General features: G+C 56.7%; 10 protein-coding genes. 2 read left to right on the top strand and 8 right to left on the bottom strand.

Features of this window, described 5'->3' with window-relative positions; translation table 11 throughout:
- Positions 1-99: 99 nt before the first annotated feature.
- From P3T20_RS19780 to P3T20_RS19745, 8 genes are all read right to left on the bottom strand, one after another.
- Entirely contained in the window at positions 100-972 is an 873-nt protein-coding gene (locus tag P3T20_RS19780) for a hypothetical protein (protein ID WP_429287601.1), read from the bottom strand.
- 75 nt (positions 973-1,047) lie between these two features.
- Positions 1,048-2,289, bottom strand: coding sequence for a ThiF family adenylyltransferase (locus tag P3T20_RS19775; protein ID WP_429287600.1), 1,242 nt, complete (start codon positions 2,287-2,289; stop codon positions 1,048-1,050).
- Positions 2,290-2,296: 7 nt separating this feature from the next.
- The gene (locus P3T20_RS19770) at positions 2,297-2,773 is read right to left on the bottom strand and encodes a Mov34/MPN/PAD-1 family protein (RefSeq protein ID WP_429287599.1); all 477 of its coding nucleotides are present in this window, start codon (positions 2,771-2,773) and stop codon (positions 2,297-2,299) included.
- Positions 2,754-3,707: a DUF7665 family protein gene (locus P3T20_RS19765; protein WP_429287598.1), complete on the bottom strand. Its 954-nt coding sequence runs from the start codon at positions 3,705-3,707 to the stop codon at positions 2,754-2,756. Before P3T20_RS19765 ends, P3T20_RS19770 begins: the two co-directional genes overlap by 20 nt.
- A gap of 81 nt (positions 3,708-3,788) precedes the next feature.
- Positions 3,789-7,073, bottom strand: coding sequence for a UvrD-helicase domain-containing protein (locus P3T20_RS19760; RefSeq protein ID WP_429287597.1), 3,285 nt, complete (start codon positions 7,071-7,073; stop codon positions 3,789-3,791).
- Positions 7,074-7,096: 23 nt separating this feature from the next.
- Positions 7,097-7,744 carry a hypothetical protein gene (locus tag P3T20_RS19755; protein WP_429287596.1) on the bottom strand — a complete coding sequence of 216 codons (648 nt, stop codon included), beginning with the start codon at positions 7,742-7,744 and terminating at the stop codon, positions 7,097-7,099.
- Positions 7,737-8,474, bottom strand: coding sequence for a hypothetical protein (locus P3T20_RS19750; RefSeq protein ID WP_429287595.1), 738 nt, complete (start codon positions 8,472-8,474; stop codon positions 7,737-7,739). Before P3T20_RS19750 ends, P3T20_RS19755 begins: the two co-directional genes overlap by 8 nt.
- Before the next feature lie 669 nt (positions 8,475-9,143).
- On the bottom strand, positions 9,144-10,499 hold the full coding sequence (locus P3T20_RS19745) for a tyrosine-type recombinase/integrase (protein ID WP_429287594.1): 1,356 nt from the start codon (positions 10,497-10,499) through the stop codon (positions 9,144-9,146).
- Between the two features lie 946 nt (positions 10,500-11,445).
- Here P3T20_RS19745 and P3T20_RS19740 point away from each other — a divergent pair.
- Together P3T20_RS19740 and P3T20_RS19735 are read left to right on the top strand one after the other, a co-directional pair.
- The gene (locus tag P3T20_RS19740; RefSeq protein ID WP_429287593.1) at positions 11,446-11,946 is read left to right on the top strand and encodes a DUF4365 domain-containing protein; all 501 of its coding nucleotides are present in this window, start codon (positions 11,446-11,448) and stop codon (positions 11,944-11,946) included.
- Entirely contained in the window at positions 11,943-12,083 is a 141-nt protein-coding gene (locus tag P3T20_RS19735; RefSeq protein WP_429287592.1) for a hypothetical protein, read from the top strand. The genes P3T20_RS19740 and P3T20_RS19735 overlap by 4 nt, the downstream gene beginning before the upstream one ends.
- The last annotated feature ends 72 nt before the right edge of the window (positions 12,084-12,155 follow it).

Here is a 12,155-nt window from a genome sequence, read left to right as displayed (position 1 = left end):
TTGCTGTCGCTACCCGTCGGCGATGCGTTCGCCGCCCCATGCCGTATCCTTGGTATGTGTACAATGTTTCGCGCCCTACACTGCCTTTTGCGGACGCGCTCATCGGCAGACAAAACGCATGTTGTCACCGCGGAGCACCTCGACGCCATCCTTCTTTACCGGCACCAGTACCGTGCGGCCGCCTTTAGAATTTTCATCCATTAGTCGGACATAGGACGTGGTTCCGACGCCGTTCCATACGGCGCGAGCATCGAATGTGCCCCACTGCCGGGTCTCCTGCAGCCTGCAGAACTTGATGTTCAAGTTGTTGATTTTTGCGACCTGCGAAAGCTGGCCGTACTCAGGATCGCCGATCGCCACGAGGTTCGACGGAAGAGATCTGATACCCACCATTCCCATGCTTATATTCAGCAAGGCAGGGCGGGTCCCAATCATCGCGACAACCACCAGCAAGAAGCCGATCCAACTAGCGACTTTAAGCCCGATCGGCTGACGCTGCGGCGCCTTTACGCCAAAGAAACATAGCCCTGCGAAACCGAGGAGGAAGAAAAAAGCTGCCGTTCCTTGTAAGTGCATATCGATTGGCCCTGGTAGCATGATAACGACCGCTGCTAGGGGGATCGTTACGACCACCGACATGCATAGATTGAACTTGCCTTTGAATTGATCGCGAAACTCCGCCTCAGCCAAACCACGCTTCTTGCGATACCTGTTGCCAATCCACAGAATGGCTGCGACGAGCCAGAACGCGCACGTGCTGCCAAAAAACGCACCAATTGCAAGGATCACAGCGAACGAGAAGCTCGCGTATCCTAAAAGAAAGGCATCACCGAATGAGATGCCATCGGGAAGGAATCCCTCCGACCAGCAGTAGCTTACGACGACGAGCCCCCCGATCGTGAGTATGCCGATCCATACTACGCCGAGGAATGCTTTTACATATTCGAGCTGTTCTTTTGTTGGTCTTTTCATGTTTTACCTTGCTGCACGGATGACGAGGGTATGGACAGTGAAATTGATTTGTGGCGCTAGCGCGCGGCGATATCGTTAAAGGTTCTTGATGTCGAAGCTCCATGCATGCCCGACGGCGCTCGGATACTGCGCGAGATGGAACAAAATTGCTCCAGCAAATGCGCCAACGAACGGGGTTGCCACCGATCTGCCTGCCAAAAGTGTTGTGCCGCACGTATCGCCGTTTTGCGCAAGCAACGACTGGTAGGCTGGTTTCGAGATATCGATAGCACGGCTCGATTCCGCATCGTCGTCGGCCCAGATGTCGCGCGCTTTTCGTGGTCCTGGAAACGCATGTGCTTGTATCCGTGTGAATGCATCAACCCCATTCCCGATCCCTGCCTCCAGGATTCGCGTTCCGATAAAGCGGTCCAATGAACGTCGTAAGGCAACGTTGTCCACGGCGACAACGAAGAGTTCGTGACTCACGTGAACGACGCGCGCGCCTGGATCTAGGCGCTCGTAGTTGCGCTCGACCTGAACCCCGAGTGCTTCAAGCCGTTCGGCAATTACGTCGACCTTCTTGTGTCCTACGTCCTGATGGTTTACAAGCAGGCATGTACTCAAGCTCGAATTTGAAACGCTGTCGAAATCCGATAACTTCACTGCCTTTGGCAGATATGGATCACCGGCTAACGTTGCTGTCCAGAGAAATGCTTGCCCAAGATGACCCAAGCCAGCCAACCAGAGGCTGCCAAGCGTTTTATGAGATGTCCCGTGTGGAAAGCGCCAGCGAACGTCTCGCTGGCCAGCGAGTGGAGCCTTCCGATACACGTGCAAGAACGCCTCTGATAGCGCCGCTCCGGCGGCGGCGACGCCGACGTGTGCCGCAGCCAGTGCAGTGCCGAGTGAAGCTCCGTCGGGCGAGAGGGTGAAACCGGCAGCTTCCAAGTTCAGCCCGAGCGAAAACTTACGTGCGGGCAGCACCTCGTAATCGCCGACATAGATAGTGGAAACTTCCCGTTCATCGAAACCTTCGGCAACGATAGCGCCAAAACTCTGCGCGACCTTGCCGAGAGTTTGGCCGGCGAACCAAGCCATGGTGCATTGCTCCTGCACCGCGCCCATCAGCTCTACGCCGCCAAGGAACGTCTTAGGAGCAGCGTTCAACAACGTGAGTACTGCCGCCTGCGCTGCCGGCACAGCTGAAAATCCTGGCTGCACGTGAATGCGCAGTTTGAACGATTCGAAAAGCGCCTTCGCTTCTTCGTAAGAGCCGACCCGGCCATCATCCATCGCAAGCTTCATCGTGCGGTTGAGCGTTTCGATCAAATCCATACCTGCCTCACGTTAGAAGGATGGCGTCGTGCGCCTCTTTGCCAAACAACGAACGCCAGCGCCTGTTTCCCTCGAAGATATGTACGCCGAGGTCAATTGGGCGTGGGTCTTGCATCGAGAAGTACGGCACGATAAGGGCGACATGCCCAGCTACCGATACGATCGGATGGGCTCGGTCCGAGATGCTCTGCGCCGGTCCCTTCGGGTGCGTGTGCACGTCGGCAACAACTTGGAGCCCTGTCGCGTAGCAGTGGTCCCACGCTCGCGCCATTTCCTGCGCGGTGAACGCGACGTACGCATGCCTGCGACTGCTTTCGGGCGCGACGCCGTCGTACATGAGGTACGAGGACACGCGGCGGTCGGTGCCGTTCGCGTGGCCAAGCAAGAAAGCGCCAGACTCCTTGACACCGCGACCAGACCGCGCCAGATCAGCTACAAGCGCAGCGTAGAGCGTGTTCGGCAGCTCAAGCAGCGGGTGCGACATAGTCATCCCCGTTGAGCATGGTCCAGACGACTTCGAGGTAGCGCGCGATACCCACTGCGGGGTCCCATGCCCAAGCTGGATGCAACTGCAACCATTGCTCGTGCCCGGTTATGCTATTGCGATCGCAAGGGATGTATAGCGCCGTGCCGCCTTGCCAGTCGGTGCGAAGGGCTGCTCCGAAACGCGCTCCGGTGCGTGGCCAACGATGTGCGGGCAGCCAACTGCCGTTGGCCACGTCCCAGAAAGCGCCCGTCGGCAAGCCGGGATAGCCGGCGCACTGCAACCGCAGCGTGAACTGCCGCTTGTCCCGCGCGATGACGTCAACGAATATGAACGGCCACGTGATGTCGATAAGTCGCCACCGGCCGCCCATCTCACCCATCACGAAGGGGCCTTGCTCGAGATGTTCAAGCAGCCTCGCGTGGTCGGGCGCGAGGCTTCCGTCGCCGTTGACTGTGTAGGAGCGCACGAGATCGAGCACGACGTTGCAGGTCCCGTGCTCGATGAAATTGCCGACGTGCTGATCGCGGGTCGGCTGGATGCTCGTGCCCGCCACCTGCAAGACCAGCTCGTTGGCGTCCGACGGATTGATGCCTAACTTGTTAACAGCCCAGCGCTTAATGCGCCCGATCCGGGTGCCCGGCGGGAAGTGGCGTTCGGCGACACGACCGGCATACCGAACGGCGACATTAACGTGGCGGCAGCAGCCGACGTGCATAACGCGCCCGTGTCGCAAATCTTCGTTGTCCGCGAACGGGCGGCTTTCGACGTCGTCGTCGGCTTCGTCAAAAATCTGCAGCTCCGCCGATATGTGTTCCGCAGGGATTGCGGCGATGATGGCCGTCTTCAGCTCATCGGGCTGCAGACTCTCTTGAACCGTAATAACCAGGCCATCCTTGAGGAAGACCGACTGGACGATGATGCGCTTTTGCATGATTGACCTCTCGTCGGCCAGCGAATGCCGGCCTCACTAGGTCAATCGGGGTCAAAAAAAAAAGCCGTAAAACACCCGAGCTCAATCTGACACGCGTCTGTTGCAGGGGAACATGTAGGCGCAGTTGTCACAGGTTCGTTCGCTTTCCGGAGAGGCAGGGAAGTGCTTCGAGCACAAGCCTATCGCGATCGTCTGGTACTTGGCGCGTGTCGGCGCCTTGATAGTGCCGACGGAAGTGGTTTCCCCGTTCGACAGCGTTGTCACCTCAATGCTCATTTTCGTTCCGCCCGCCTGATGGTGGGCATCCAGCAAAGCAGCCAAAGGTTGCTTCATGGACTTCAAACTGCTTTCGTGTGACCTGATGAAGCGCAGACGTTGCGTGCCGTTCGCCTGAAAGATCTGGTCGGGCGCGAGTTCAACCCGCAGCGGTCCGAGCTCCATCGGCACCTTCGCATTAGTGGCACCACCTTCCAGCAATCGGTCTCGCCCACATTTGACCCGCTGCTCCACCTTCTCCCGGATGGCTTGGGCCGAGACATGCTCATGAAGGCTGAAGTGGGTGAGGGCGGCTTTTACCTCCCCCTGCCACTTGTCCTCTATCAGCAGTGAAGCATCGGCCGACAAGGCCGCCATGGCACGGCGGGTTGCTAGATCGACGGCCTGGTACAGCTTTAGGTCGCCATGCTGCGCCCGGCCCGCTCTGGTCGACATCTCATGGCGTTGGGGACACTTGACGAACTGTAGATAATCCTCCTGCGACACCAGGGCCTGCCCGGACGGGCCGGGTCGCGGAGCCACTTTTTCGCTCACTTGTTTTTCCCATCCCCCATCTAGCGGCTGCAGCAGGCCACTAAGCGCCTCGGGAAGCTCTTCAACAGCCGTTGCGTATATCGTCAGATAGAGCCTCGGGCGGGAGACGGCTACGTACAGCAGGTTGTGACGTTCATTCTTTAAGATGTCTAAGGTCCTGTTGCTGTCCAGGACCGCGTCGGGCAGGAGCTTATTTGATGTAGCTTTCGGCGCTTCGTAGATGCTCTTGGTGACGGATAGGAAATGAACGGCGTCAAACTCGAGCCCTTTGCTCCCGTGTGCTGTGAGTATCCGTATCGCATCCATTCCTTCAGCTTCGGGAGGAACGGCGCGCATACTACGATCTTCCCCGAGCCGAATACGATCGCGAATGCGCTGCGATAGATTTTTCACGGTGGACCATCGTCCCGTACCGTCCGGCGATCGGCAGAAATGCACGAATTGCCAGACTGCCATTAGTGCATTGGCAGCTGCTTGCCCTGAGTGGCCGGCCAGTTCCCTAAGCCACTCGCCGTCATCAAGTAACACCGCGGCTAGGGCATCCCACGGCGACATGTTTTCTTTGAGCAAAGCGCAGAGCCGTCGCAGATTTTGCCAACAAAGGTCATCGTGCTTGGTCAGCCCTTCGCCGGTAAAATCACGCCACCCCATCTGTTGTTGCCGTGTCTGCGCGAATATCGTGTCGGCGCCACTTCTAGTGAGCGCCAGCAGCGGCGAATGCCACTCGCGTACAAGATTCACTCCGTACGGATCTATGGCTAGCTGCAGAAGGCATATCAGATCTTTGACCTCTTGGCGCTCAAAAATGTTGCCGAGATACAGCACGGGGATGCCGAGCTGCTCGAGGCCCATGGCAATATCGGCCGCCGTGGCGTTCTTATAGACAATGATCGCTTGTTCAGCCAATGGGATATCTTGGGCTTGCAGCTCACGGATTCGCCAAGCCAGCGCGCTTATTTGTTCGCGTTCGCCGGTCGTGCTCACGATACTTGGACCGTGCCCAACGTAGCCTCGTTCAGCTTCGAGCGAAATTGTCAGGCGGCCTGCCGGGTTTCGACTCGCAACCTTGCCGAAGACATCTACAATTTCCTGAGAACTGCGGTGATTCAGCAACAGGGGAATGCTTACCGCACCATGAAAATCCACCTGAAAATTTTCGAGGTTGCTCGACGACGCACCCATGAATGCATAGATGGCTTGATTGGCGTCACCCACAACCCAAAGCGTTTGTGCGGCACGACTTAGGACCTTGACTAGTAAAGCACTCGCTCGGTTGACGTCTTGATATTCATCGACCATGACGTGGCGGATGCCCGTGAGAAACCGAGTGACGTTCGGATCATCTGATTGCATGAGCCGGATTGAGACACACAACAGGTCCGTCAGGTCGACAGCCTTGCGGCGCGATAGCAGTAGCTCGTATCTTGAAAATATCGTCGCCACATCGCGACGTTTGCCGTCAACTTCTGCGTCGCCGCTTGAGGACAGATTCGCTGCGGCGGCAAACTGCTCTGCGTCGAAGACCTCATCCTTGGCTCGCCGGATGGTGTCTACGATATTTTCTAGCCATGGGGACGGATTGGAGAGTGGATCGAACGTTTCAAGGTCGACGCTTGGGACGTCGGTCTCCAACATCGCCAGGGTCGCGAGCTTATCCAACACCGGAAAGCGAGATTCCAGCCCATGCAGGTTGCCAAATTTGCGGAGGAACTCCAACCCGAACGCGTGAAAAGTGCCGATCCAGACGCGGTCGGCCCCAGGAATGTTGCCGGCGCGAGCGCGCTCGACGAGCTCTCGAGCCGCTTTGTTCGAGAACGTCAGAATGACAATGTTGTCGGGCGATACGCCTTGTTTGATCAAGCGGCGCAAACGTAGCAGAAGTGTCGTTGTCTTGCCTGTACCGGGGCCGGCTTCCACTAAAGTCGTCGTGGCATCGCTATTAACTGCTGGTTCCTGCGCCTTGGTAGGTCTATCGGGCAGCTTGAACGTTTTTGCCGATACTGATACACGCGGCAACAAAACTGCGTCGTAGAGCTGGAGTCGAACGAGTTCTACGGGAAGACCGCGCTGTTGGGCCAAGGCCGTCGCGCCTTGTCTATCATCTAGGAATGAAGATCGAGCGAAATCTCGTGGCAACAGGAACTCGCGGGCGAATACGTTTGCCTGTAGCTCTTCCCGTTCGCGCGCGCCATAGCTTTCCACTTCTTTGGCACCGTTCGTCTCGGCGTCGCCGGTCAATGCGCTTTGCGTGACCTCCACCGTGCCGGCTGTCGTTGGATGTAGGCGAAGATGTCCGAGCTCATGTGCGACCAGAAAGGCCTTGACCTCGTCGGACACGTCATTTCGCACGAGTGCCCACTTCCTTGCGACATTGATCGTTGCATCAGCACCCTTCAAGAGCGAGATCGATGGTTTGACTTTTTTAAGAGTTACGTCCAGCGCTTTGCAGGTCGCCTCAACAAGCTGATATCCGCTTTGGTGGAGGTCGACGCCCTTAGCTTTCAATTCATCTCGAAGCTTGGTCGCCTCGATACGCGACGATTCGAATGGATTCACTTCGTAGGCTCCGTAGCAAGAGCTTATGATCGACTGAATCGCTCTAATATTGCTCTCTTAACTGCATCATCGGTAATGCAGTCCTCAACCGCCTGCTCCCATGTAACGGGAGGAGATTCGGCTGGCTTTCCTCTTGTGCTGAATCGCTGTAAGCCTGTAGGTTGTAGTCGAGAGCCAAGGCTTGCTTGGATAACCGTTGCCGACAGACTTAGATGTGATCCCAGCTCCTCATAGAACCAATCGGGGACGTGCTGTGCCCCGGATGCTGACTCCGTGATTGACAGAAGCAGCAAATCCTCACCGTGCTCAGACGATCCAAAGACGGCAGCCGCGGCGGCTTGCGTAGCCTTTTCTCCAGAAATGGAGGCTAGCTTGCTCGAAGCTTGCTGGAGGTCCGACGCGGACGGAGCGCCCCGTAACTGCTGCATACGCTGCAACAACTTGCTTTGTAGGGGCAACATTTCTTCGTCCGATAACGGTTCGTTTTCCACTTCGTCGGCAGTTGCGGGCACGGAGGTAAGCTGGACCTGCGCGTAGCGCTGCAGTGCCCCAGCATGCTCCGGGTACTGCTCAACGAACGTCCGCAGCACCTTTGCATCGAATTCCGGCGATGCGTTCGCGTAGTCGGCGAGAACCTCGTCCAGACTTGCAGTGCGTTTGGTGTTAGTCATTGCTCAACCTCTGCTTGATGATTTTGATGGCTTCATTGATGTATTTAGTCGCGGTCTTTTCCGTGACCCCCATCAGGCTGGTGACGGTTACCTCATCGCTCTTCTTGGATTCAATCTTCATGTCCCCAAAGAAGCGGAAAGTAAAAGCCAGCTTGGGCTTTTCCGGCAGGTCGTCCTGCACGATGCGGCGGATGTTCTCCAGCGCTTGCTGATCAGCCAAGTATTCCTCGATGTCGATCAGAACCTGTTCGGGCGACTTCTGCATCGCGGGCAAGTCATCAGGATCAGTATCCTGCGTCACCACCTCGATGGTTTCGTCTTCGTCATCGAGTGACACGCCCGCGCTATGTTTTTTTGCGTATAGCTTTGCCGCCTCGTCAAGACACCGGCGATACACGTAGTTGCCGAAAGCCTGCTCCGCATGGCACGGCACTGCGGTATCTCCCAGTATGTGCAACACGATAGACTGGCAAAAATCTTCGGTCGCCGCTTTCGAGCCGCCCCCTAGGCTTTGCCAGCCCGGATTCTTCCGCACATGTGCTCTGACCTGCTTGGTCACGCGGCGCAGGACTTCGCTTGCGTAGGTATTTGCGTCCTGGCGACCCGCATACCACGTCTTGAGCATTGCCGTGACAACGACTTCGTCATCGATATGTCCCTTTTTGTCGTGGCCGATCGATAATCGCTGGGCCCGGGCCGCTGTATCAAGGGCTTCGAGCTCGGCGAACATTTCCGCCCTCGGGGACGGTTGACTCCAAGTGCCGCGTTGCGGACCATTTCCTTTCATGTTAGAAACCTCGTTCCTACGTTGGCGGGCCTGCCTCTGTACAATCGGGACCACGAAAAAAACCCGTACAGTCGATGCACTGCTGTCAGATCCCCGAGCGTGACCGGTAGCTACCCTCCCGAGTAAGAGCGTCCGGGGGGCAGTCTTCCGTATGACGATAATTGCCAATCGTAGCTCGCCGAGTCCATTTTTTCGAGATCGCGCGCAGCGGGCAGGGCCGATGACGTGCGTCGTACATGCGCGACATCGAAAAGGTAATGCTTGGGGCAGCGGATAGGGCGGAACGCGTATGCCTTGCAGGGGGCCAAGCGTGGGGGCACATTTGGGGGCATCTCGGTCTTCCCGTTCGGATGACGGTTATCTGTATCGTGGTCGGGAGTTCGATCCCGCAGTTGGTGCGGTGCAAAAAACGCATCCCATTTGCGGATGCGCATTCCTATTCGCTTGATCGTCGAAACCGCGGCATAGGGGGCGGGTTCGCCGTAGAGACGCTCAACGTGGCGTGATAGGTGACGACACTTGCGCGCGTCCCAGATTCCATCTGACGGCGCGATCGGTTTCCTATGCTGTCGGCCGCGAGGCGAACAGGCGAGCGGTTGCACGCATCAGGGCTCAAACTTGATTGATCTTCGCCTGCTCCAACATCCACGCTTCGATTTTGTCGTGCCACATCCGGAGCAGATCGAGAGGGCGGCGTCGATAATGCTTCTCGGCGATTGCCGACGGCTTATGCCCCTGGATTTGAGCAACGACGCCGACAGGAACCTCAACCCACTCGGAGAGGGTGCCAAATGATCGGCGCAGACCGTGGAGGGAGATATGCGGCAAACCTGTCGGCGCCAGCGCCCGGTTATGCGCGTGACGCGGCTCCGCAATTTTTCCGTCTGCCGCAGTCTTGCTGGCGAAAACCCACTCGGACGGTTCCCACTTCTCACCTCTTTCCGCGAGTCGCGCGATATGGCGCCTGGCGGGCGGTGTTTCGTTCGCGCGTTGAAGGTTTATCAAAAGGCTGGCTAGGTACGGAGTGAGCGGAATAGTGCGGCCGCCAGTGCCTTCAACTTTGTCGTTCATCGTCAGGCTCCGCCACCGGAAGTCCACATCCTCCCAGCGCAAAGCGGCCAGTTCTTCCCGACGGGCTCCCGTGATCAGCAGGCCTTGCAGGTATGCGCTGATGACCGGATTGGCGATACCACGCACAGCGCTGAACCATACAGACAGTTGCTCGCGTTGCAGGCAATCATCCTTCGCGACGCTTCGGGGAAGAATGCCTTTTACCTTCGGCGAAGCGTAGGCGTCCGGTGGGATGATGCCCGCGTAAGTCTCATGAGTGTCGCACCACCGAATGAATGCCTTAAAAAGACCGAAGGCATGACCGGCATTCGTCGGTCCCCGGGGTATCTCGGCCTCAAGCCACTCGGACATGGATGTTGCCGTGATCTCGGTCAACTTGCGCGACATGAGCGGAGCCAATGGGCCGCGAACTTTTTCTTTGCCGCCGCGTTTGGCAATACCTCCGCCAAGAGATGAAAGGTTGACATGGTCGAGGATGTATCTGTCTGAGCGCGGCTTTTTCGTTTTGGGCGAGATCTTTGTCCGCAAATGCTCTAGGTAATGCTCCCAGGCTTCGCTGACCATCACATCCTGACGACGCTTCGCTGCCTGCCGAGCTTCGTGCGCGGCTTTCTTCTCCGCTTCTTGTTCGCGAGGATCGACGCCGCCGTCAATGAGCGTCTGGAGACTACGCGCGCGCTCCTGAGCCTTATCGATGGTCCAACTCTTTGGATCGCCGATCGTGATCCGCACGCTCGAACCGTGGATCTTCCCTTGGAAAATGTAAGACTTGGCTCCGCCGGTTGTAGCTCGCAAACCGAGTCCTGGAGTCTTGCTATCCCAGAGAAACGACTGAGACTTACCCTGCTCGCAGCGATGCGCCTCTACGCGAGCCGCAGTGAAGTTCACCTTAGCCACCTAACCCCCTTATTCGTAGGCTGGCGATTCCATGTAACCGCCATGTAACCCGATTATGGGGTAATTAAGGTATGTCGATCAATATCGAGCAAAGGTGGTTTTTGAGAAATTCATTTAAAAACAGTGGGTTGAGTAAATCGATCAACTTGAATAAATTCGAATAAATGTCGACTTGTTCGCTTTCGCAATGCGAAGGTCGAGGGTTCGATCCCCTTCCTCTCCACCAAGAATCGCTTTGAAAGCAACGCACTACGTCTTGCGATGTAGTGCGTTGTTTTGCATTCTGGCGCAGATTTTTGCACGTCGCGTGTGGCAAATTTGTGGCGCTAATCCAACTTTCGACGTCGCGTTGGTGATTGGTAGAAATCCCTTCTCGACGTTACCGAGACCGCAGCGACCGTACGAGTCAACCTTGCCGGCATCAGCCAAGCTGAAAAAGGGTTCTGATCGCGCGGAAACCTTCTGAATTCTTGGTGGGCGTGAATACTGGAACACTCGGATACGGATTAAGAGACTGGGACTGGTTGATTTAAATTCTTTATTAATCAGATACTTGCTGCGCTTTCCACCAATGCTTTCGAATCTCAGCCTACCTTAAACATGGGGTGCCCGGACAGGGCATGTCACGATTACGGTACAGTATGGTTTACAGCGATTCGACGATCTGTTGCATCGACCGGTTGAATCCGCCGTCGATTTCGGGCGACTGAATCAGGCGCTAGTCGGCCAACTGCTGACGCTCAGCCACACCCTTGCGCAAACATCTGAACGTCGGCTTGACCACTGGCAGCGGCCCTTCGTTGGGCCATGCGATCCGGCAAGTCGACGACCGCGCCAGACAATTGATCGGCGGCCTGCGCACGGCTCGATGTTTCTTCGCTACAATCATTGAAAATCAAAAAGGGGCGGAACTGCAGCGCCCGATTGAGGCGGGGGCCGGTGCCGGATGTTTATCACCAATCAAAAAGAGCAGTTCAACGTAGCCTACGTCCACGCGATCGCAACGCAGGCGGGCTTAAACACGGGGATTATGCGGGTCGATAACCAAAGCATCGACCTTGACGTCGATGGCTCGTGCCCAACGGCGACCGTCAACCGGTTTCCGAAGATCCGTTTGCAGTTGAAATGCACATCGCGGAAGGTGGTATTGAACGGCGTCATCAAATTTCCGCTTCCCCGCAAGAACTACGAGGACCTGCGGGATGATCGTCTGACCATTCCGCGATACTTGATCGTTCTTCTTGTCCCGGACGATCCGACGGACTGGATTGAGCATCACGATCAACACATGCGCTTGCACAATACGTGCTACTGGACGGACATCAAACCGGTCGCGAACATCGGAAAAAAGAAAACGGTGACGGTTGATATACCGCTCTCTCAGCGCCTAGACACCGCGGCTTTGTTACACCTCATCACGTTGGCAAGCGAACGGAAACCGGTATGATCCGCGAACCCCTCGTCCAACATCTCCAAGATGTGACTTGGAAACAGGTGCAGGATTATCTAGTCGCCACAGGCTGGACGAACACCGGCCCCTACGGCAAGTTTGCGCTGATTTTGTTGATTTGCACGGAATCCTGACCCACCCCGCGCAGTAATTTGCATCGAATATTGACCCACGTAGAACACTGACCTGCTCGGCAACGAGCAGGG

The sequence above is a fragment of the Paraburkholderia sp. GAS206C genome (assembly GCF_050435645.1).
In the GTDB taxonomy this organism is placed as follows: Bacteria; Pseudomonadota; Gammaproteobacteria; order Burkholderiales; family Burkholderiaceae; genus Paraburkholderia; species Paraburkholderia phenazinium_B.
This window is presented reverse-complemented; position numbering and strand designations above follow the sequence as displayed.

Coding starts and splice junctions, on each gene's coding strand:
- P3T20_RS19770 (WP_429287599.1), bottom strand. CDS start 2,773: ATGTCGCACCCGCTGCTTGAGCTGCCGAACACGCTCTACGCTGCGCTT.
- P3T20_RS19780 (WP_429287601.1), bottom strand. CDS start 972: ATGAAAAGACCAACAAAAGAACAGCTCGAATATGTAAAAGCATTCCTC.
- P3T20_RS19750 (WP_429287595.1), bottom strand. CDS start 8,474: ATGTTCGCCGAGCTCGAAGCCCTTGATACAGCGGCCCGGGCCCAGCGA.
- P3T20_RS19775 (WP_429287600.1), bottom strand. CDS start 2,289: ATGGATTTGATCGAAACGCTCAACCGCACGATGAAGCTTGCGATGGAT.
- P3T20_RS19735 (WP_429287592.1), top strand. CDS start 11,943: ATGATCCGCGAACCCCTCGTCCAACATCTCCAAGATGTGACTTGGAAA.
- P3T20_RS19765 (WP_429287598.1), bottom strand. CDS start 3,707: ATGCAAAAGCGCATCATCGTCCAGTCGGTCTTCCTCAAGGATGGCCTG.
- P3T20_RS19740 (WP_429287593.1), top strand. CDS start 11,446: ATGTTTATCACCAATCAAAAAGAGCAGTTCAACGTAGCCTACGTCCAC.
- P3T20_RS19755 (WP_429287596.1), bottom strand. CDS start 7,744: ATGACTAACACCAAACGCACTGCAAGTCTGGACGAGGTTCTCGCCGAC.